Below are 18,966 nucleotides of genomic sequence, written 5' to 3'. Positions count from 1 at the left end.
GACTGTGGATCCACACTGAAAACCTCTTTTCTTTTTTTGATCAATGTTACTTAATATAAAACTATTTAATATCTTTGTCAAATTATTTGACAAAGATATCTGATTTTAAGATAATACCAAATAGATTAAAATATGGAGGAGGATGATGATGAGTATTTTACTTGCCGATCGATTTCATAAGATGATTGGTCAGAACAATTTGCGGGTTACGATGTCACAATTAGTAGAAATGACGGGAGTATCATCAAGCCAAATTCGTTATTGGGAAAAGAAAGGGTACATAGAATCTGAACAGGAAGAGAAAAATCAAAACCATCTGTTTCCGGTTACTATGCTTTTTCGAGTTTGTACGATTAAGTTTTTTCTTGATCAAGGATATACGCTAGCGGTGGCCGTCAAAAAGGAACAGGAGCGTCGTGAGTCCGTTAAACTATTACGTAAATTTATTCTTAATCAAAAATTGAATGTTAAGCAGCTAGGCCCTGGTAAGGGAGAAATTGAAATAGGTGAAATAGCTGAAGACCCTCATATTGAAGTTTATGCGACTGTTAAGAATGGAAAAACTGAATTACATCTTCGGCAGAAGTGATTAGATTGTGTTATGGTATTAATGAAAGAAAATTTATTTTTATGGTAAATTGAGAAAGGGAAGCGATCAGAATGGCACAAGTAGGATTACGCTATGATGAACTAGATAATCATGCTGCTAAGGAAGCAGCTTTAAAGGCGTTTATTGCCTTTTACATTCATCAATACCAATTGAAGAGCCTTGAGATTATGGGGGCGAAGGCTTCAAACAAAGTTATGGGGACAATCAACCATGTTTTGAAAGAGAACGCTTATCACGGTGAAGAAGAATTAGCTGAAATTAGCGAACGACTTTGCAAAAGTGCTTATGAAGAGGTTCTTAGTGAATTGACTGATGTAAAATTCGATCAAGAAGGAGGACCAATTGTTCCCTTGGAAAAGATGTGGCAAAACGAAGAAGAAAACTTGCCAACAGAAGATTAGAAAATAAATCTTTTGTAAAATGTAATAGAACGTTCTAATTACACTATTAATACCTTTATTTTTTAAGAGACTAGGAAATCAATCCGGTCTCTTTTTATTTTGGAATCCTGAATGATAGCAGAAAAAGATAATATATGGTAAAATATAAATAGTTTTTAGTACGGATATAAAAAAGTAAAACTGAATCGCCAAGGAACCCTTTTCTAACCCGAAAAGTGGGTCTTTTGGCCTACAATTTTCCGTTATTGATTTAATGAAATACAGATAGAAAGGTACAAAAAAGGTATTATGTCAAAATTAAATATTAAGAACAATGAAGTCGCCTTTTATGCCATGGGGGGCTTAGGCGAAATCGGTAAGAACATGTACTGTGTTCAGTTCCAAGATGAAATCATCATTATTGATTGTGGTGTGCTTTTCCCTGAAGATGAACTCCTAGGTGTTGATTATGTAATTCAAAATTACGATTATCTGATTGAGAATAAGGATAAGATTAAGGGAATCTTTATTACTCACGGACATGAAGATCACATCGGTGGATTGCCTTTCTTCTTACAAAAGGTAAATGCCCCAATTTATGCGGGACCATTTGCGATGTCCCTAATTAAGGGAAAGTTAGAAGAAAAACACCTTTTGCGTGATGCGGAACTTCACGAAATTAATGAATTTGATGAAGTTCACTTTAAGAAACTTTGGGTTAGCTTTTTCCGAACAACCCACTCAATTCCTGATACTTTGGGTGTTGCGGTTCATACGCCCCAAGGGACAATTATTCAAACTGGAGACTTTAAGTTTGACTTAACACCAGTTGGCCATTTACCAGGGCCAAACCTTCAGCAAATGGCTAAACTTGGGGATGAGGGAGTCCTTCTTTTAACTTCTGACAGTACAAACGCTGAACGACCACAGTTTACTAAGTCGGAACGGTGGGTTGATATTCATATTCGGCGTATTTTCGAACGGATTAAGGGTCGAATCATTTTTGCTTCATTTGCTTCAAATGTTTACCGGTTGCGTGAAGCATCCGATGCGGCAATTGCCCAAGGGCGGAAGATTGCTGTATTTGGTCGAAGTATGGAAAATGCTATTGCTGCCGGACAGGAACTTGGTTACCTTAATATTCCTAAGGATTCGTTAATTGACCAAAGTGAAATTAATAACTATCCACCGGAAAAAGTATTGATTATGTGTACTGGTTCTCAGGGTGAACCAATGGCAGCATTGAGTCGAATTGCTAACGGGACACACCGCCAAATTACCATTCAGCCTGGTGACACTGTAGTCTTCTCAAGTAACCCAATTCCTGGGAATACCACTAGTGTTAACGCATTGATCAATAAGTTGGAAGAAGATGGTGCAAATGTTATTCACGGTTACGTTAACAACATTCACACTTCCGGCCACGGTGGTCAAATCGATGAAGAATTCATGTTGCGGTTAATGAAGCCCAAGTTCTTTGCACCAGTTCACGGTGAATACCGGATGCAAAAGATTCACACTAAGCTAGCTGAAATGACTGGTGTTCCACAAGAGAATAGTTTTATTTTAGCTAACGGAGATGTATTAGCGCTAACCAAGGATTCTGCAAGAGTTGCTGATCATATCGATAGTGCTGCAGATGTTTATATTGATGGTCGTGATGCCGGTGATACTGTTGGTAATCCAGAAATCCATGAACGTCGTCTTCTTTCTGAAGAAGGGGTTGTAACAGCGGTGGCAGTTGTTGACTTGAAGGATTACCAGATTGTTGCGGGACCTGATATTGTTTCACGAGGATTTGTTTACATGCACGAGTCTCAAGAGTTAATTAAGGCAGCTAATCACGAAGTCTTCTGGGCAATCTTAAATACCTTTAAGAATCATAAGCATGTGGATCGTCGTGCTCTTAATCGGACAATTATTAGTCGTTTGCAAAAGCTCCTCTATGCTCGAACAGGTCGTCGTCCCGTAATTATTCCGATGGTAACGATTTTAAATGGTGATCGCCACTACGAAAATCATCACTATCGGCAACCAAATAATAAGAAAAAAGCGGGGCATGAAAATAACAATCGGAGCAATCACCCAAAACATCATAATCAACAGCGAAAACATGGCAATCTAAAAAAGCAAAATGCTAAAAAAGAACCAGTTGCTACTGGTAACAATAAATAGAGATAATAATAGGTCCCAAAATCCGGATGTCCGGACTTTGGGACTTATTTATTATCCTTAACTAACTAACTAATTTCTAGGATAAAATGTTTAAACTCATTAGTATAATTTGGTATGATCAAACAATATAAGCAATTATTTATTTGGAGGAATCTCGATGACTGGAAGAGATTATTTAAAGATCTGGTATCGAGTTCAAATCGGTGCGACTTTAATTATTTTAATGATGATGATGATTCGTAACTTTGAACTTGGCCGTAATATTTGGCTGCAATTGTTATGGATGGTAATTATTCTTGGCTTAGGATTAGCTGAAGAATTATGGGAGAATGTCCTACCAATTATCAGTAAAGTGAATTGCTGGATTCAGGGGTTAGCACAACCAGTAATTCTTACCTTTGCTTGGGGGGTAATTACCCGGGAAATAATTACGATGCTCCATATGCCATCGCGCGGTGTAGTGCTGCTAATGATCTTATACTATTTTGTAATGTATGCGCCGTTCGCTAGTGTCATTGGTGGACAGATGAATCTGAGTATTGAGCGGTTTGTTTTTGTAATTTGGATGTTTCAGATTGTAATTGTCCCCTTTACTTATCTGCCATTTGACCTAATTGCTAACCCTAAGTTAACTATTTTGTTATCAACGGGTGCAGTTGGTGCCGTTGCATATTTTCTTTTTGCAGTTACTGTAATGCGTGCATGGCACTTATCATGGCCAGGCTTAAAGCCAAATTGGAGTAGCGACTTCAATTGGTGGATTCTATTTTTAATACTTGCTATTTTTGTAATTCCGCTAGGAAGTAGTATGATGGCAATTATCCATTTACCCAAGCATGGTCTTTTTAAACTAACATGTCAGGCGTTTGAAGCTGGTCTTGCGGAAGAAAGTTTATTTAGGTTTGCGTTACTTGGTGTCCTTTTTTACGCATGGCGTAATGTTAAGCAACGGTTACCGTTAGCGATCATTACTAGTTCGTTACTATTTGGCTTTGCCCACTTGATTAACTTGGGAGGACAAAGAATAGATTTAACCCTTTATCAAGTTGCACTGGCTTTCTTACTTGGATTATTCTTATCAGTTGTTTATGTATATACTGGTCAATTATGGTTGACAATGTTAATGCACTTTAGTCTTGACTGGTTTGGCTTTTTAGCAACGGGAACTACGAAGTTAACTGGTGACTTAGTTCCAGCGGACTGGTGGGGATTATTATTTCTCTTAGTAATGTTTGGTGGGTTTAGCCTTTGGATGATGTTTGACACCCGAAGAGAAGTAATGGAACGTCATGTTAGACGATTAACTGGAAAGCACCAACGTTTTGGATTTTCGATTCAGTATTAAAGTTAATAGATAAAAAAGAGGAAATGGTGAAGAACATTTCCTCTTTTACTTTTTTAGATGTATTAATTTTCTACCTATGCTAAATGTTTATCTAAGTAGCGGGCAAGGAGAGAAAGAGAGTAGCAAACAATAAAATATAACACGGCTAAAGCAACAAACATTGGAATGATATAGTTGGTGTTTTGCCCATAAATAATTTGAGCGTGGTACATTAATTCTGGTAGGACAATGATTGTTGCTAAAGAAGTATCCTTAACTAACGAAATAAATTGACTAACTAGTGCCGGTAACATATTTTTAATTGCTTGGGGTAAGACAATTAGTCGGAGTGCTTGCCACTTCGTTAGTCCATTGGCAAGAGCCCCTTCAGTTTGCCCATAATCAACAGAATTAATACCGGAACGAACAATTTCAGCTACCATCGATGATTCAAAAACGGTCAATGCTAGGATGGCCGCCGGAATAATTTCTGGTTTAATACCGATGTTTGGAAGACCAAAGTAGGTAAAGAAAATTATTAGCAGCAATGGTAAGTTACGAATTAAATCAATAATGAAACCAACGATTGCTGACACGTACTTAATCTTTGCATAACGAATGATTCCTAATAAGGTTCCAATGATGAAGCTACAGATGATTGAGGCAACTGAAATTTCAATAGTAACTCCTAGTCCTTGAAGAAGAAAGCGGATATTAATCCATGAATAAGCATCAATAAAGTTTTGCATTTTTCATTCCTCCCTAAGCTAACTTCTTTTCTAGGTGACGCATGTAGTAGCTGAGGGGTAAAGTAATGATCAGGTAGAGAACACCAACGATAAAGTATGTTGGCATTGTCTTTAAGGTGTCATTAGCAATTAAGTTTCCTTCATACATTAAGTCAAAACCAGCAACAAAGGCCAGCACAGAGGAGTTCTTAACTAAGTTAATGAATTGGTTACCTAGTGGTGGAATCACAACCTTAAAAGCTTGGGGTAAGATAATATACCGCATCGCTTGAGCATGAGTTAGACCATTAGCAAGAGCCCCTTCGAGTTGGCCGTCTTCCACAGAATTAATCCCAGCGCGGACAGTTTCAGCAATAAAAGCTGAGGTATAAAGTGTCAGGCCGATTGTCCCAGCCGCAAAACCACTAATTTTAACGATATACATAGGAACAATAAGGAAGAATCCCATTGCAATTACCAACAAGGGAATATTCCGAAAGACTTCGACATAGATACTACCGATTAGGCGTACAATTCGGTATTTAGAAATTTCTAATAGTGCAAAGAAAGTCCCAATAACTAAACTACCAACGAGTGCAATCAGACTGCAGAGAATTGTATTCCAAAGACCGTTGAGTAGGGGATGCCATTGAGTCGTAATAATATCTAACATTAACGTTTCATCTCCTGATAGTTAAAACCTTTAACATTACCAAACCATTTAAGAAGGAGTCGGTTGTAAGTCCCATTTTTTTCAAGCCGGTTAAGTGCCCAGTTTAATTTATTTCTAAATGGTGCCTGATTTTTATTAACAGCAATTCCATAAGGCTCTTTGGTAAAGTTACCACCAACAACTTCATAACCAGGATTTTCACTTGCCATCCCATAAAGGATACCATTATCTGTAGTGAGGGCATCTCCTTGTTTTGACTTTAGTGCTGTCATTGCTTGAGCATAGTCGGAAAGCTGGAGTACCCGTGCCCTTGGTGCAAACTTAGCAACATTTTTAACCGAGTTAGAACCAGATACACCAAGAATTACTTCACCCGGTTTATTGAGATCCTGGATATTTTTGATAGGACTGCCCTTTTTAACTAAAAGAGATTGACCAGCATCAAAGTATGATTTGGTAAAATCAACTTGTTTTTCTCGTTCAGGAGTAATGGTCATGGTGGCCATGATTGCATCAATATTGCCGTTCTTTAGTAATGGAACTCGCGTACTACTAGTAACTGGAACAAAAACGGCCTTTCCTTGAGGCCCAAGAATTTCTTTTGTGATTGCCTTGGCAAGGTCAATTTCAAATCCTTCGAGTTTCCCTGTTCGAATATCTTCCAAACCGAACAGCCTGGTATCAGCCTTAACTCCCCAAGTAATTTGCTTGCTCTTTTGATCAACTTTTAAAATATCCTGGTTGGCAACCGAACTACAACCAGAAAGGGTTGTAAGACTAACGAAAGCAATTGCGACAATTGTTAGTAAGTGCCAAATTTTTTTCATTATTTTGGCCTCCTTCTAATGTCCGCTAATTTTACTCATAAAGTCACGAGCACGTTGCGTGGATGGCTGATCACCAAAGAACTTCTCAGTAGAATCGTCTTCGATAATTCGTCCATCCGCCATAAAAATAACCCGATCAGCAACATCACGTGCAAAGCCCATTTCGTGGGTAACAACTAGCATGGTCATTTTTGAATTTTTTGCAATATCCTTCATTACGTTAAGGACATCATCGATCATTTCTGGGTCAAGGGCACTTGTTGGTTCATCGAATAAGAGACATTTAGGCTTCATTGCGAGGCTCCGTGCAATTGCAATTCGCTGCTTTTGACCACCGGATAATTGTGCTGGCATGTTATCAGCTTTATCTGCAAGACCGACTTTTTCAAGGAGTTGCATTGCGAATTCACGGTTTTCTTTTTCAGGACGTTTGAGAACGATCCGTGGAGCTAACATAATATTTTCCAAAACGTTTTTATTGTGGTAGAGGTTAAAATGTTGAAAGACCATTCCGACATCTTTCCGAATTAAGTTAACGTTAGTCTTTTTATCAGCTAAATCAAAACCATTGACAATCAATTTTCCGTCGCGAATTGGATCCAAACCATTAATTGTCCGTATTAGACTACTTTTTCCAGAACCAGAAGGTCCAATTAGAACAACGGTCTCCCCAGCATCAATTGTTAAGTTAATATCCTTTAATGCATGGAACTTACCATAGTATTTTTGGACATTATGGAATTCTATCATTGACATTACGCTTTACTCTCCCCTTAAATATACAGTATCGTTTATGGTCACGAAGACCAAAACAATATAAATTATAGAACTTGTTGGAACGACAGGCAAGAAAGCCCTGTCAAATGTAAAATTATAAAAAATAATCAATATTTAATTCTATAGAACATTGTTTTAGGTCTACCAAAATAAATATTTACAAATGTTTGATAAGTAGTAACATAGTAGGTGAAACTTACTGCGATCGAGATAATCTATTGATCGTCAGGACCACAGAGAGGGGAATAGTTTAATGTTTGAAATTAAGCCAAAAAGGTTCAAGAAGATCCTTGTCGGTGTCGATGATGCACCGGATGCCCGGGCCGCTTTTTCATATGCAGTAGATAAGGCCAAGCGAGATGGCTCTGAATTAGGGATTGTTTCTATTTTGGAAACTGATGATGTTAACGTTTATCAAATTCTCGATAAAGACTATGTTCATAGTTCTGCTGATGAATTGCGGAAGCGGATTAACGAATATGTAAGGGCTGCTGTTGACTACGGTGTCGCTCCAGAAAAAATTACAGGAATAGTTGATCAAGGGGATCGTCCAGCTGAACGGATTTGCAATCACGTCATTCCAGCATTCCAACCAGACTTATTAGTTGTTGGTTCAATTGGTAAGCGGGGTAACCGCAAGGCTGTTGGTTCCCAAGCATCTTACATGACTAAACATGCCGGGACTTCCGTATTTGTTATTCGGACCACTGCAGTCCAAAGATATGAATAATTATTTCTAATTAATAAATAGTACTTATTTAAGAATAAAGAGGTCGGTGAAAAAATGAAATCTTTTCCCGGCCTCTTATCCTTTGATAGTCAATTAATAATTTTTCTAAACTAGGACAAGCACTACTAACATAATTGTTGATCTACTTTTAAGGAATGTTATAATGATTCTAAATTAAAAAAGGAGTTTTTGAAATGACCAAAAAGAAAATGTCACTGGCTCAAAGGGTTAATGTTTTACGTGCCAGTGTGATGGGGGCCAATGATGGTATCATTTCAATTGCCGGAATCGTTATTGGTGTCGCGGCGGCAACCAATAATTCTTATTCGATTTTGATTTCTGGACTATCAGGAACACTTGCCGGCATGATTTCAATGTGTATGGGGGAGTATGTATCCGTATCTACCCAAAAAGATTCACAAAAAATGGCGTTGATTAGTGAACGTCAGCGTTTAAGCGATCAGTACCAAAGGGAATTTAACTATGTCCAAAAAAAGTATGAGGCTCAAGATATTGATCCGGAGTTAGCTAAGCAAGCAACGAAGGAATTAATGGATAAAGATGCCTTATCAACCGTTGTTCAGGAAAGGTATGGATTTAATCCAAGAGACTTTACTAGTCCTTATGCTGCAGCAATTGCATCGTTTATTTCTTTCCCAACTGGTTCAATTTTACCAATGCTTGCCGTTACACTTTCTCCAGCAAATATGCGAATTTTTGCAACAGCCATTGCAGTTTTGATTGCGTTACTTATTACAGGTTACTGTGCAGCCATTCTGAGTAAATCAGATCGGCTTAAAGGGAGTATTCGAAATGCTATTGCCGGATTATTGACGATGGGTGTTACCTATATTATTGGGCAGCTACTAGCACATTAGGGGGTGTTGAGAAATGGCAAAGAAAAAACGTCAAAAGCAAACAATGGAAGAAAAACTCAACACGCTTCGTGCTGGTGTTTTAGGTTCTAATGATGGAATTTTAACCGTTGTTGGTGTCTTAGTTTCAGTTGCAGCGGCAACATCTGATCGGTTTACAATCTTTATTGCTGGTCTTTCAGATTTACTAGCATGTGCCTTTTCAATGGCTTCTGGTGAATATGCTTCTGTTTCGACCCAAAAGGATACTGAACAATCAGCGGTTAAAAATGAACAGCGTTTATTAAAAACAGATTTTGAAGGTGAAGTGGCGGCAGTTAAGGATTATTATGTTAGCAAGGGGGTTACTCCTGAAACTTCGCTAGCAATTGCCAAAGATTTACTTAATAAAAAGCCTTTAGAAACCGTTGTGAGGGTTAAGTATGATATTGAATTAGGTCACTATTTGAATCCGTGGGATGCTGCTTTCTCCTCCCTATTTTCTGCAGCTGCTGGGGGAATTTTTCCTCTTTGTGCGATGACTTTTGCGCCATCTGCTTATAAGTGGTATGCGGTTATTTTAGCGGTGGTATTGACAAGTGCGTTAACTGGGTATATTAGTTCTAAACTTGGAAATGGTTTAGTAAAAATTGCTGTTATTCGGAATATTATTATTGCGCTAATCACGGTTACCATCCACTATGGTGTTGGTAGGCTATTCTAAATTTAATATAATATTAGGGCCTAGGGAAACGTTTTAGTTTCCACTAGACCCTTTTAATTATTTAATTAAATTTTCTTCATCAACGTTCGTATCAAAGAATTCTTCATCTTTTCCTCGATGGTACTCGGCTTGAATAGTAACGTGACAGATTCCGTATTTTTCATTTAGTAGTTTGTCAACTTGTTGATAAATTTTTTCGACATCGCTGAGTTTCATATCATGGCAATTTAAGTGGGCAGAAAAGATAATCCGCTTTTCATCAATCATCCAAGCATGAACATGGTGAACTGCAGTAACCCCGTCAATTTGGATTAGGTCCTGTTCAATTCCCTTATAATCAAGTTTTGGTGCTGATTCCATTAGGATGGTAACGGTTTGTTTAATTACTGGCCATGCTTCATAGGCAATGTACGCTGCTACAGCAATTGTTAAGACAGGGTCAAGCCAGGTGATGTTAACAAAGCTTAAGATTACCCCGCCGATAATAACTGCAAATGAAGACAAAGCATCACTTAAAACATGAAGATAAGTTGCCTTAACGTTTAAATTACTATGGCTGCCGGCATAAAGGAGGATTGCTGAAAGAAGGTTAGCAACTAAACCAATAACGGCAACGAGTAACATTATTTCACCATTGATATGTGTTGGTTGCTGAAGCCTTTTAACAGCTTCAATAATCAAAAAAACTGAAACAATTACTAGAAAAGTGGCATTTACCATTGCGGCTAGTATTTCAGCTCGACGGTATCCATAGGTTCGTTTGCTTGTTTCTGGTTTGTTTGCGATTGTCTGGGCAAAATAACCAAGGACGATTGAAAAAGAGTCACCTAGATTATGAAAGGCATCGGATAATAATGCTAAACTTCCTGAAACTAGACCTCCAATAATTTCCACAACAGTAATAAGAACATTTAGTACGGTTACTGCTAAAAAACGCTTTCCCGTGATTTGTTCATCCATTGTAAAACCCCTCATTAATATATGTTATTTTAAGTTTATCATATTAAAACAGTAGCTAACAAAAAAATTAGGCTATCCGAAGAAGTTATTTATTGGTTATGCTATAATCAAATATGTTATTATTAATTAACTTAGTAGACCGTTCGTAGGCCGAGAAACAATGTAGAGGAGGATGTAGCCCTTGACACCGATGAAAGAAGATTATCTTAAGATTATCTTTGAGCTTGGTGGTAGTCACAAAAAGGTTTCAAATAAGGATATTTCTTTGGGCCTGGGTATCGCAGCAGGTTCTGTAACGGAAATGGTTTCGAAATTATCAGATGAGGGACTAGTAGTTCATGAACCATATGCTGGAATTTCGTTAACTGAAAAGGGAAAAAAATATGCGGCAGAATTAGTTCGTAAGCATCGTCTATGGGAAACATTCCTGGTTAATAAGTTGCATTATAATTTTGCAGATGTTCACTCAGAAGCAGAAGTCTTGGAACATCAAACCAGTGATCGGCTAGCAACAGCGCTGGACAATTTTTTACAGCATCCACAAGCATGTCCACATGGTGGGGTAATTCCATCAGCTAGTGGACAATTTCCGGATGTTTCCCATCGCTTATTAGCGGATGCCAATGATGGAGAAACTGTTCAACTTGAACGTTTCTTGGATAATCATGAATTGTTAACGTACCTTGAAGAATTAAAATTACGGCCAGATGATACTGTTAAAGTGCTCCGTCATGAACCATTTGAAGGACCATTAGTAATTGAAAAAGATGGTGAAGATACACCACTGAATGTTTCATATAAGGCATCACATAACATCTTTATCACAGGCAAATAATTGATGTAAAGAGGCTGAGGTGATTCCCAGCCTTTTTTAATACACCTTATTATTGAGGGGGGAGAGAAATTAATGCTAACGGAACAACGACGGATTCTTGCCTTACGAACCTGCGTCCTTGCAGGGAGACTTCTAATTGAGAATGGTTCAAATATGGAACGAGTAAACGATACGCTGGATCGGATGGCTAAGAACGTTGGTTTAAGAAAATTTCAAGCTTTTACAACTTTAACCGGGATTGTTGCTAGTAGTGATGATCTTCCTAATTCACAAGTGGCAGATATTCGGCGGCGAAGGAATGATCTTAGTAAGATAGCGGCGGTAAATGAAGTTTCGCGAGAACTAGCCAGTGGTGTCATTGAGTTACCTGAAGCATATGCTCAGTTGAAATCAGTTGAGCGGCAGGTAAACGGATGGTGGCAAAATCCGTTAGAAACTCTTGCGGCAGCTGTTTTAAGTGCTGCATTAATGGTTGTTTTTACAGGTGACGTAGTAGACTGGTGGGCAGCCTTTATCATTGGTGGCTTGAGCTATGCGGTTTTTTCTTTTGTTATCCGTAAGTTTAAAATTCAATATCTTGGTGAATTCTGTGCTTCGTTAGTGATTGGTATTTTAGCAATTTTAACCGTAAAACTAGGTTGGACCCATAATGCAAATTCAATCATTATTGGTAGTGTCATGCCATTGGCTCCTGGAATTCCGTTAACAAATGCGGCGCGCGATTTGGTTTCTGGAAACCTTATCAGTGCCCCAACCCGAGGAATTGAAGCAATTTTAACTGCAGTTGCGATCGGAAGTGCGATTGTAATTGTTATGCGTTTTAGCTAGGAGGAGCTAATGAACTGGGAAAATTTATTTTTACAATTTATTCTTTCGTATGCCTCAACCGTGTGTTTCGGAATTTTACTCCATATTCCAGCGCGAGCTTACAATATGGCTGGAATAATTGGTGGTGGGGTTTGGGAGATATATTGGCTCATCTATTATCATCATCACGTAGGATTAGCAATTAGTAACTTACTTGCCGCTATTTTAATTTCACTGTTTAGTATGGCTGCAGCTCGTCATTTAAAAATGCCGATGATTGTTTTTAATGTTCCTGCGTTAGTTACGTTTGTTCCAGGAGGACAAGCTTATAAAATGGTTCGTAATTTTGCGCTAGGTAATTATCCTTTAGCGATGTTTTACCTTTATCAGGTAATTGTAATTGTCGGTGCGATTACCCTTGGCTTTGGGCTTGGTGAATTAATAATTCGGGCCGTTAAATATATTCATACTTTATCAAAATCTTCGAAATCAAAAGTTTGATGGTATGGTATACTCTAAACTAATGCTTATATTGATGATAGGAGAAAGATAATGTTAATTGTTCCAGATGATCAACGATGGAAACGATTCACTATTAGTGGGATTGTTTTTATCGTTTTGATGTTAATGATTAAGTTCAATTCGACAATTGGCACCACGATGGATGCTATTTTTCAATCGTTGTTCACGAGTCAACGTTTGGAGAATATTGGCTGGTTCCATGCTTTAATGACCTTAATCTCTTTTTTGGCTAGTCCCAAGCTTGACCTACTATGGGTTCTGATAATTGCAATTGTTTTATGGTTGAAAAATTATCGAATCCCTGCAGTATGGGCAATTTGCACGATTCTTGGTGGGGATGTCTTAGGAACTGTTGTTAAGCATTTTGTAAAACGGGCTCGTCCAGCACAACATCTAGTTACTGATGATGGTTATAGTTTTCCAAGTGGTCATACCCTTGGCCTGTTTTTAGTTGCTGGAATTCTTTTCTTGGTAGTAATTCCAATTATCCAACGGGCAGCAGTTCGAACAATCTGTCAATTATTACTAATTTTTGCGATCTTCTTCTTAGCGGTTTCCCGAGTATATCTTTACGCTCACTGGCCAGTAGATACAATTGCAGCAATGTTATTGGCATACACTTGGCTTCAGGTGGCTGAATGGTTGTATGTTGCTTGGGCACCAAAGCTTCGCGAGATGAAGATATTTAGTAAGTCAATTTATTAGGTTAAAGCGCAAGAGATCCTCCCTGATCTTGGTTGCGCTTTTTGATTTCCCGGGAAATAGGAGGAGGGTAAATGGTAATAAAGACCAATCGACTAATTATAAAACGTATTCACCCACAAGAAGTTGCCTCAATCGCTCCTTTACTGAAGTATCAATCATTGTTTAGACAGGCTGGCCTAATTTCAATTGGCGAAGTTGATTTGACTTCTTTGCAACTACTTTGCCATTCAGAATGTGTATTACAAATTAAAACGAGAAATGAACAACAGTTACTTGGACTAATTACTCTTCTTCATACTTATGGAGAAAGTGGGAAAGTATTTTTCAAAAGGTATGAGCTTGGCTATCTCCTTATTCCTCTGGCTCAACATTGTGGTTATATGACAGAAGCAATAAATGCTGTTTGTCAGGAATTAGATAAATACAGCATTAAATTAGTCGCTGAAACCAAGAAAAACAATAAATCTTCAAAGCAGGTACTCAAGCGATGCGGTTTTATCCCAATGGCGATGAAAACTGGAATCAGTGAGTATTGGGAACGCTAGGGGAGAAAGTAAAACTTGCGTTATTAAATGATGAGAGTATAATATTGTCAAAATGAAGAGGTTGCGTTCTTTATCAGTATGGACTATTAGGAAAATAAGTTCCGGAGTAGTTTTGAAAGGAAAGAGTGCCGAAATCTTTCTTAGCTTATTCTAAGAAGGGTTGGGTCATGGTTGAAAAAATCATGGACTGTCGCGATAAATCGCGGGGCGCTTCGCTGAACGATTCAATGAGAGGTTGGGTCTTCTAATGGGGTTGCCCTATTAGAAGACCTTTTTTATTGTTAGTTATTTAGATGTGTGGGGAGGAAATAAAATGACAGCAGATAGTGGTCAGGGACAGATAAAAAGGACCCTTAAAACTCGTCACTTGGCAATGATTGCTTTAGGCGGGACGATTGGTACTGGGTTGTTTATTACCAGTGGTTCAGCAATTTCAACCGCTGGGCCAGGTGGTGCACTAGTTGCGTACGCTATCATGGGAATAATGGTTTACTTCTTAATGACCAGTTTAGGTGAAATGTCCACCTATATGCCACTCACTGGTTCATTCTCTGCCTTTTCTTCAAAGTTTGTTGATCCCGCTTTAGGGTTCGCAATGGGATGGAATTACTGGTTCAATTGGGCAATTACGATTCCAGTGGATGTAACCAGTGCGGGGATTGTGATGAATTTCTGGTTACCGCATGTTCCAAGTTGGATATTTAGTACTATTGTTTTAGTTCTTGTTTTCTTAATTAACTATTTGTCAGTTCGTTCGTATGGGGAAACGGAATACTGGTTAGCCTTAATTAAAGTGATAACCGTTATCGTCTTCTTGATCGTAGGTGTTGCAATTATTCTTGGGATTATGGGTGGTCAACCAGTTGGTTTTAGTAATTTTCATTATAAGAAAGCACCATTTGTCGGTGGAATCCCAGCAATTATTAGCGTGTTCTTGGTTGCCGGCTTCTCTTTCCAAGGAACGGAATTAGTCGGAATTACTGCTGGTGAAGCTGCTACTCCGGAAAAATCTATCTCAAAAGCTATTCACTCAACTTTCTGGCGAATTTTGTTGTTCTACATTTTTGCAATTTTTGTTATTGCTTGTGTTCTACCTTACACGGATAAAAACTTACTGAATTCTGATGTTACTAACATTACGATGAGTCCGTTTACTATTATTTTTAAGCGGGCTGGCTTGGCCGTGGCAGCAAGTATTATGAATGCAGTTATTCTAACTGCTGTTGTTTCTGCTGCCAATTCTGGATTATATGCCTCTACTCGGATGCTTTATTCACAGGCTCGAGAAGGTTATGCATGGCGGTTCTTTGGTTACGTTAACCGGCGGGGAATTCCAATCTATGCACTGATCGGAACGATGATTGTTTCAACTTTAGCCTTTGCAACCCAATTTATTGTTCCTCAAGCTTACCTCTACTTAACTGACGCTTCTGGACTTTGTGGTTTCATCGCATGGTTAGGAATTGCTATTTCTCATTATCGCTTCCGAAGAGCCTATGTTGCTCAAGACCATGTGGTAAGTGAACTTAAGTATCATGCTACCCTTTATCCATTTGGACCAATTTTTGCGTTCGTTCTTTGTACAATCGTTATCTGCGGTCAAAATATTGAAGCATTTGCCAAACTTGATTGGTCAAATATCTTAATTACCTATATGAGTGTTCCACTATTCCTTGTCTTGTTTTTCTACTACAAGATTCGTTACAAGACTCATATTATTCCCCTTAAAAAGGTGGACCTATCTCGCCGAACTAAGGGTGAAAAGTACGATCCGGAAGATAATTAGTAAAATATTATTCTATGTATAGGAGATCCTTGCTATTGTTAAACGCAATACGTCGGGATCTCTTTTGTATTCTGAAAAGAATAATCAAAGAAGGTTAAACACCAATTCAGTCTCTTCTTTTTTCCTTTATTCAATGGTAAAATAGTTAAGTTGTTTTTTTACAAATTAAAGGGGGATAAAAGTTCAATGATTGCACTTGCAGGGACAATAGGTGCCGGAAAGACAAGCTTAACAGGGTTACTTGCAGATCATTTAGATAGCCAAGCATTTTATGAATCAGTTGATGATAATAAAATTTTGCCACTTTTCTATAAGGATCCTAAAAAGTATGGCTTTTTATTACAAATTTACTTCTTGAATCGGCGGTTAGATGAGATTAAAGAATCATTTGGAAACGATTTAAATGTCCTTGATCGTTCAATCTTTGAAGACGCATTATTGTTTAAGTTAAACGCTGATATGGGACGGGCTACAGCAACTGAATCTGACATTTACTCATCATTGCTACATAACATGATGGAAGAGTTGCCTGAACAACCACATCAAAAAGCGCCTAACCTTTTAATTACAATTCAGGTTTCATTTGACACAATGCTAGAACGGATAAAAAAACGTGGTCGGTCATATGAACAAATTTCGAATGATCCATCTCTTTATAATTACTACAAGAATCTTAATGAACGTTACCGTGACTGGTATAATCAGTATGATGCCAGTCCCAAAATGTTAATTGATGGGGATAAGTATGACTTTGTTGAAGATCCGGAAGCAGCAAAGCAAGTATTAAAGATGGTTGATGAAAAATTAATTGAACTTGGTTTGAAATAATTATTGACATTAATTTTAGAGGATGATATATTAATAAAGTTCCATTATGAATATATCATTTTTCGGAGGATTAGCTCAGTTGGGAGAGCATCTGCCTTACAAGCAGGAGGTCACAGGTTCGAGCCCTGTATCCTCCATATGCGGATGTGGCGGAATTGGCAGACGCGCAAGATTTAGGATCTTGTATCTTTTAGATGTAAGGGTTCAAGTCCCTTCATCCGCATTTGGAATATTTTTTTATTTCAAAAAGTATTGACATCGGTCTGTGACACGTGATATATTAATTATCGTTGCAGAATAGTTATGCGGAAGTAGTTCAGTGGTAGAACATCACCTTGCCATGGTGGGGGTCGCGGGTTCGAATCCCGTCTTCCGCTCTTATGCACCCATAGCGCAATTGGATAGAGTGTCTGACTACGAATCAGAAGGTTGAAGGTTCGACTCCTTCTGGGTGCACTACTAAAAGCGTGGCACACTGAATAGTGTTGCTGCGCTTTTTCTTTTCGGAATTTAGCTCAGTTTGGTAGAGCGCTGCGTTCGGGACGCAGAGGTCGCAAGTTCAAATCTTGTAATTCCGATAATAAAGAAGGTCTGGTGTGTTTAACAAGCAAATGTATCAGATTTTTATTTTATTCGCTGCTTTATTATTTTAGTAAAAACTTTTTGGCATCAATAGGCGATATAATCTTTAAGAGTGTCCCACCTTCATAAATTAGGTAGGGCACTTTTCATAATTCCCTTATTATTAATTTGAGCAATTATTAGTTGAAGTCTTGAGGTACTACCTAAATTATTAATAACGTAAGACTATATATTTAGAATTTATTTGCTAACTTAATCACATTGGTATTATCTGATTACGATTTCATTAAGTGAAATAGTAAATGAAAAAGAAATATTGGTCTGAAAAATCCCTGTTTATTTATTCACAAAAGTGTTTTAAAAATCAAAACTAATTTGGTATTATAGTTTGTGTAATAAATAACAAGTCCAAAGGAGATTTTAGATTATGAAAGCTGCTGTTATTAATGATCCAGTAGATGGTTATGTTACTGTTAAGGATGTTAAACTTCGTGATCTTAAGCCTGGTGAAGCTTTAGTTGACATGGAATACTGTGGCCTTTGTCATACCGACTTACACGTTGCCGCTGGTGACTTTGGTAAGAAGCCAGGTCGGATTATCGGTCATGAAGGTGTTGGTCGTGTATCTAAAGTCGCTCCTGGAGTTACTTCTTTAAAGGTTGGGGATCGGGTATCTATCGCTTGGTTCTTTAAAGGTTGCGGACACTGTGAATACTGCTTGACCGGTCGTGAAACACTTTGCCGGAATGTTCTGAATGCTGGTTACACTGCTGATGGTGCAATGGCAGAACAATGTATTGTTCCTGCTGATTACGCCGTTAAGGTCCCAGAAGGGCTTGATCCTGTCGAAGCTACTTCATTAACCTGTGCTGGCGTTACTATGTATAAGGCGTTGAAGGTTGCTGATATTAAGCCAGGTCAATGGGTATCAATTGTTGGTGCTGGTGGCCTTGGTAACTTAGGAATTCAATTTGCTCACAATGTCTTTGGCGCTCATGTTATTGCCGTTGACGGTAACCCTGAAAAGCTGGAAGCTGCTAAGAAAAACGGTGCAGAAATTCTTATTAACCGTCATGATGGTGACGTTGATAAGCAAATCCAAGAAAAAGTTGGTGGCGTTCATGCCGCTGTTGTCACTGCTGTTTCTGCTTCAGCATTTGACCAAGCAGTTGATTCACTTCGCCCAGATGGTAAGTTAGTTGCCGTTGCTCTTCCACAAGGTGACATGAAGCTTAATATTGCTAAGACTGTTCTTGATGGAATTATTGTTGCTGGTTCATTAGTGGGTACTCGTCAAGACTTAGCTGAGTGTTTCCAATTTGGTGCCGAAGGTAAGGTTCACCCAATTGTTAAGACCCGGAAACTTAGCGAAATCAATGACATGATCCAAGAATTAAAGGATAACAAGGTTGTTGGTCGGAACGTTGTTGATTTTAGCTTAGAAGATTAATCTAAATTTTCCCCTTTTTGAAAGAAAAGAGACTGGAGAGCCACCAGTCTCTTTTCTAGTTTAAATTGCATTTCATATTATTGGGACAGTTTTCTGGTTCCCAATTTAATATTGTGGTAAAATTTGGTCAAAATTAGTCAAATG

General features: G+C 38.2%; 20 protein-coding genes, 5 tRNA genes and 1 riboswitch. Of the genes, 20 read left to right on the top strand and 5 right to left on the bottom strand.

Translation table 11 applies throughout. The features are described from left to right. Positions 1-142: 142 nt before the first annotated feature. The 4 genes from H5R64_RS06290 to H5R64_RS06275 all read left to right on the top strand — a co-directional run bounded on the left by H5R64_RS06290 (position 143) and on the right by H5R64_RS06275 (position 4,510). Positions 143-589: a MerR family transcriptional regulator gene (locus tag H5R64_RS06290; RefSeq protein ID WP_231797928.1), complete on the top strand. Its 447-nt coding sequence runs from the start codon at positions 143-145 to the stop codon at positions 587-589. Between the two features lie 71 nt (positions 590-660). Next, positions 661-1,011 carry a DUF3368 domain-containing protein gene (locus H5R64_RS06285; protein ID WP_182583077.1) on the top strand — a complete coding sequence of 117 codons (351 nt, stop codon included), beginning with the start codon at positions 661-663 and terminating at the stop codon, positions 1,009-1,011. Between the two features lie 288 nt (positions 1,012-1,299). Then, positions 1,300-3,165: a ribonuclease J1 gene (rnjA, locus tag H5R64_RS06280; protein WP_182580845.1), complete on the top strand. Its 1,866-nt coding sequence runs from the start codon at positions 1,300-1,302 to the stop codon at positions 3,163-3,165. A 157-nt stretch (positions 3,166-3,322) separates the two neighbouring features. Then, positions 3,323-4,510 (top strand): CPBP family intramembrane glutamic endopeptidase, encoded by a 1,188-nt coding sequence (locus H5R64_RS06275; RefSeq protein ID WP_182583075.1) that lies wholly within the window; start codon positions 3,323-3,325, stop codon positions 4,508-4,510. Positions 4,511-4,584: 74 nt separating this feature from the next. On the opposite strand, the gene H5R64_RS06270 is transcribed toward H5R64_RS06275, so the two are convergent. Genes H5R64_RS06270 through H5R64_RS06255 form a run of 4 tightly spaced genes read right to left on the bottom strand, consistent with a single transcriptional unit; the run spans position 4,585 to position 7,473 of the window. Continuing rightward, positions 4,585-5,238, bottom strand: coding sequence for an amino acid ABC transporter permease (locus H5R64_RS06270; protein WP_182580847.1), 654 nt, complete (start codon positions 5,236-5,238; stop codon positions 4,585-4,587). 13 nt (positions 5,239-5,251) lie between these two features. Then, the gene (locus tag H5R64_RS06265; protein ID WP_182583073.1) at positions 5,252-5,890 is read right to left on the bottom strand and encodes an amino acid ABC transporter permease; all 639 of its coding nucleotides are present in this window, start codon (positions 5,888-5,890) and stop codon (positions 5,252-5,254) included. Continuing rightward, entirely contained in the window at positions 5,890-6,717 is an 828-nt protein-coding gene (locus H5R64_RS06260; RefSeq protein ID WP_182583071.1) for a transporter substrate-binding domain-containing protein, read from the bottom strand. The genes H5R64_RS06265 and H5R64_RS06260 overlap by 1 nt, the downstream gene beginning before the upstream one ends. A gap of 15 nt (positions 6,718-6,732) precedes the next feature. Then, on the bottom strand, positions 6,733-7,473 hold the full coding sequence (locus H5R64_RS06255) for an amino acid ABC transporter ATP-binding protein (RefSeq protein WP_269448424.1): 741 nt from the start codon (positions 7,471-7,473) through the stop codon (positions 6,733-6,735). Positions 7,474-7,747: 274 nt separating this feature from the next. Here H5R64_RS06255 and H5R64_RS06250 point away from each other — a divergent pair, with 274 nt between their 5' ends. The 3 genes from H5R64_RS06250 (at position 7,748) to H5R64_RS06240 (ending at position 9,802) form a co-directional block, all read left to right on the top strand. After that, positions 7,748-8,224: a universal stress protein gene (locus H5R64_RS06250; protein WP_182580850.1), complete on the top strand. Its 477-nt coding sequence runs from the start codon at positions 7,748-7,750 to the stop codon at positions 8,222-8,224. Between the two features lie 194 nt (positions 8,225-8,418). Continuing rightward, on the top strand, positions 8,419-9,102 hold the full coding sequence (locus tag H5R64_RS06245; protein WP_182580851.1) for a VIT1/CCC1 transporter family protein: 684 nt from the start codon (positions 8,419-8,421) through the stop codon (positions 9,100-9,102). A 13-nt stretch (positions 9,103-9,115) separates the two neighbouring features. After that, entirely contained in the window at positions 9,116-9,802 is a 687-nt protein-coding gene (locus tag H5R64_RS06240) for a VIT1/CCC1 transporter family protein (RefSeq protein ID WP_182580852.1), read from the top strand. Positions 9,803-9,859: 57 nt separating this feature from the next. On the opposite strand, the gene H5R64_RS06235 is transcribed toward H5R64_RS06240, so the two are convergent. Further along, positions 9,860-10,762: a cation diffusion facilitator family transporter gene (locus H5R64_RS06235; protein ID WP_182583069.1), complete on the bottom strand. Its 903-nt coding sequence runs from the start codon at positions 10,760-10,762 to the stop codon at positions 9,860-9,862. 181 nt (positions 10,763-10,943) lie between these two features. Between H5R64_RS06235 and H5R64_RS06230 the strand changes: the two genes are divergently transcribed. From H5R64_RS06230 to adhP, 13 genes are all read left to right on the top strand, one after another. Further along, the gene (locus H5R64_RS06230; protein ID WP_182580866.1) at positions 10,944-11,597 is read left to right on the top strand and encodes a metal-dependent transcriptional regulator; all 654 of its coding nucleotides are present in this window, start codon (positions 10,944-10,946) and stop codon (positions 11,595-11,597) included. Positions 11,598-11,669: 72 nt separating this feature from the next. Next, a complete protein-coding gene (locus H5R64_RS06225) occupies positions 11,670-12,425 on the top strand; it encodes a threonine/serine exporter family protein (RefSeq protein WP_182583067.1) in 756 nt (251 codons plus the stop codon). Positions 12,426-12,434: 9 nt separating this feature from the next. Then, positions 12,435-12,905: a threonine/serine exporter family protein gene (locus H5R64_RS06220; protein WP_182583066.1), complete on the top strand. Its 471-nt coding sequence runs from the start codon at positions 12,435-12,437 to the stop codon at positions 12,903-12,905. Positions 12,906-12,956: 51 nt separating this feature from the next. Beyond that, positions 12,957-13,631: a phosphatase PAP2 family protein gene (locus tag H5R64_RS06215; protein ID WP_182583064.1), complete on the top strand. Its 675-nt coding sequence runs from the start codon at positions 12,957-12,959 to the stop codon at positions 13,629-13,631. 71 nt (positions 13,632-13,702) lie between these two features. After that, positions 13,703-14,176, top strand: a complete 474-nt coding sequence (locus tag H5R64_RS06210; protein WP_182580870.1) for a GNAT family N-acetyltransferase — start codon at positions 13,703-13,705, stop codon at positions 14,174-14,176. 47 nt (positions 14,177-14,223) lie between these two features. Next, positions 14,224-14,397, top strand: a riboswitch (Lysine riboswitch). 92 nt (positions 14,398-14,489) lie between these two features. After that, a complete protein-coding gene (locus H5R64_RS06205; RefSeq protein ID WP_182583062.1) occupies positions 14,490-15,962 on the top strand; it encodes an amino acid permease in 1,473 nt (490 codons plus the stop codon). Between the two features lie 186 nt (positions 15,963-16,148). Then, on the top strand, positions 16,149-16,790 hold the full coding sequence (locus H5R64_RS06200) for a deoxynucleoside kinase (RefSeq protein WP_182583059.1): 642 nt from the start codon (positions 16,149-16,151) through the stop codon (positions 16,788-16,790). A 64-nt stretch (positions 16,791-16,854) separates the two neighbouring features. After that, positions 16,855-16,927, top strand: a tRNA-Val gene (locus H5R64_RS06195). Between the two features lie 3 nt (positions 16,928-16,930). Next, positions 16,931-17,013 (top strand) — tRNA-Leu (locus H5R64_RS06190). 82 nt (positions 17,014-17,095) lie between these two features. After that, positions 17,096-17,167, top strand: a tRNA-Gly gene (locus H5R64_RS06185). 5 nt (positions 17,168-17,172) lie between these two features. Further along, positions 17,173-17,246, top strand: a tRNA-Arg gene (locus tag H5R64_RS06180). A gap of 48 nt (positions 17,247-17,294) precedes the next feature. Further along, positions 17,295-17,368, top strand: a tRNA-Pro gene (locus H5R64_RS06175). Positions 17,369-17,799: 431 nt separating this feature from the next. Continuing rightward, positions 17,800-18,822: an alcohol dehydrogenase AdhP gene (gene adhP / locus H5R64_RS06170; protein WP_182583057.1), complete on the top strand. Its 1,023-nt coding sequence runs from the start codon at positions 17,800-17,802 to the stop codon at positions 18,820-18,822. Positions 18,823-18,966: the final 144 nt, after the last annotated feature.

The sequence above is a fragment of the Limosilactobacillus fastidiosus genome, assembly GCF_014145505.1.
GTDB classification, from domain to species: Bacteria; Bacillota; Bacilli; order Lactobacillales; family Lactobacillaceae; genus Limosilactobacillus; species Limosilactobacillus fastidiosus.
This window is presented reverse-complemented; position numbering and strand designations above follow the sequence as displayed.

Excerpts from the sequence above, each read along its gene's own strand:
- H5R64_RS06290 (WP_231797928.1), top strand. The coding sequence starts at position 143 with ATGATGATGAGTATTTTACTTGCCGATCGATTTCATAAGATGATTGGT.
- H5R64_RS06285 (WP_182583077.1), top strand. The coding sequence starts at position 661 with ATGGCACAAGTAGGATTACGCTATGATGAACTAGATAATCATGCTGCT.
- rnjA (WP_182580845.1), top strand. The coding sequence starts at position 1,300 with ATGTCAAAATTAAATATTAAGAACAATGAAGTCGCCTTTTATGCCATG.
- H5R64_RS06275 (WP_182583075.1), top strand. The coding sequence starts at position 3,323 with ATGACTGGAAGAGATTATTTAAAGATCTGGTATCGAGTTCAAATCGGT.
- H5R64_RS06270 (WP_182580847.1), bottom strand. The coding sequence starts at position 5,238 with ATGCAAAACTTTATTGATGCTTATTCATGGATTAATATCCGCTTTCTT.
- H5R64_RS06265 (WP_182583073.1), bottom strand. The coding sequence starts at position 5,890 with ATGTTAGATATTATTACGACTCAATGGCATCCCCTACTCAACGGTCTT.
- H5R64_RS06260 (WP_182583071.1), bottom strand. The coding sequence starts at position 6,717 with ATGAAAAAAATTTGGCACTTACTAACAATTGTCGCAATTGCTTTCGTT.
- H5R64_RS06255 (WP_269448424.1), bottom strand. The coding sequence starts at position 7,473 with ATGTCAATGATAGAATTCCATAATGTCCAAAAATACTATGGTAAGTTC.
- H5R64_RS06250 (WP_182580850.1), top strand. The coding sequence starts at position 7,748 with ATGTTTGAAATTAAGCCAAAAAGGTTCAAGAAGATCCTTGTCGGTGTC.
- H5R64_RS06245 (WP_182580851.1), top strand. The coding sequence starts at position 8,419 with ATGACCAAAAAGAAAATGTCACTGGCTCAAAGGGTTAATGTTTTACGT.
- H5R64_RS06240 (WP_182580852.1), top strand. The coding sequence starts at position 9,116 with ATGGCAAAGAAAAAACGTCAAAAGCAAACAATGGAAGAAAAACTCAAC.
- H5R64_RS06235 (WP_182583069.1), bottom strand. The coding sequence starts at position 10,762 with ATGGATGAACAAATCACGGGAAAGCGTTTTTTAGCAGTAACCGTACTA.
- H5R64_RS06225 (WP_182583067.1), top strand. The coding sequence starts at position 11,670 with ATGCTAACGGAACAACGACGGATTCTTGCCTTACGAACCTGCGTCCTT.
- H5R64_RS06220 (WP_182583066.1), top strand. The coding sequence starts at position 12,435 with ATGAACTGGGAAAATTTATTTTTACAATTTATTCTTTCGTATGCCTCA.
- H5R64_RS06215 (WP_182583064.1), top strand. The coding sequence starts at position 12,957 with ATGTTAATTGTTCCAGATGATCAACGATGGAAACGATTCACTATTAGT.
- H5R64_RS06210 (WP_182580870.1), top strand. The coding sequence starts at position 13,703 with ATGGTAATAAAGACCAATCGACTAATTATAAAACGTATTCACCCACAA.
- H5R64_RS06205 (WP_182583062.1), top strand. The coding sequence starts at position 14,490 with ATGACAGCAGATAGTGGTCAGGGACAGATAAAAAGGACCCTTAAAACT.
- H5R64_RS06200 (WP_182583059.1), top strand. The coding sequence starts at position 16,149 with ATGATTGCACTTGCAGGGACAATAGGTGCCGGAAAGACAAGCTTAACA.
- adhP (WP_182583057.1), top strand. The coding sequence starts at position 17,800 with ATGAAAGCTGCTGTTATTAATGATCCAGTAGATGGTTATGTTACTGTT.